This window comes from Vibrio sp. 1401 (assembly GCF_033340295.1).
In genome coordinates, this window is the sequence record NZ_JAWOWF010000414.1 from 1 (window position 1) to 669 (window position 669).

Here is a 669-nt window from a genome sequence, read left to right on the forward strand (position 1 = left end):
TTCATCAAAATCAGATCTTTTTCCACGCGGTCCATGCCCACTGCGCGACCTTTTAGGTGGTCGTTGTCATGACGGTTTACACCATGCAGCATCACGTATTGATTGTTGATGTAAAACAGGCCATCGCGCACTTTGATGTCACGGAAACCCACGCGTTGTGGGATCACTTCCACTACGTTGCCTTGGTGATCTTTTAAGGTAATGAACAAGTGGTAAAGGTAAGGATTTTCAGCCGTCCAATGCGTTGGGTTCACCATATCAATCGCAAAGCTTGTTGAGTGGTGGTTTTGGATAGTCAGTGAATCGCATTGACCACTGGCTACGACAGTGCCTTTGTCATGCAGCGCGTATTCCAGCGTATAGCCAGACGCGATAGCGGTGGAAAGGTTTTCCAATTCGATTTGAGCACTGAGCGTCGCACTTTGGTAATCGTCGGCGAAGTCGGTGCGAATTGTTAGGTCTTGGACGTGAATGTTCTCTTTTCCGATTAGGTAAACATCACGGAAGATCCCCGCCGTCCACCACATGTCTTGGTCTTCAATGTAAGTGGAATCGGCCCACTGCATCACGCGTACAGAGAGCAAGTTTTCGCCTTGTTGGACGAACTTGGAAATGTCGAATTCCGCTGTGAGTCGGCTGCCTTTACTAAAGCCGACGTACTCGCCGTTT

Annotated in this window: 1 protein-coding gene; it reads right to left on the bottom strand. The window is 48.9% G+C overall.

All coding sequences use genetic code 11. The features are described from left to right. Window positions 1-669, bottom strand: a 669-nt coding sequence (locus R7Z77_RS25955) for a sugar-binding domain-containing protein (RefSeq protein WP_318137124.1), incomplete at both ends; no start/stop codon positions are given.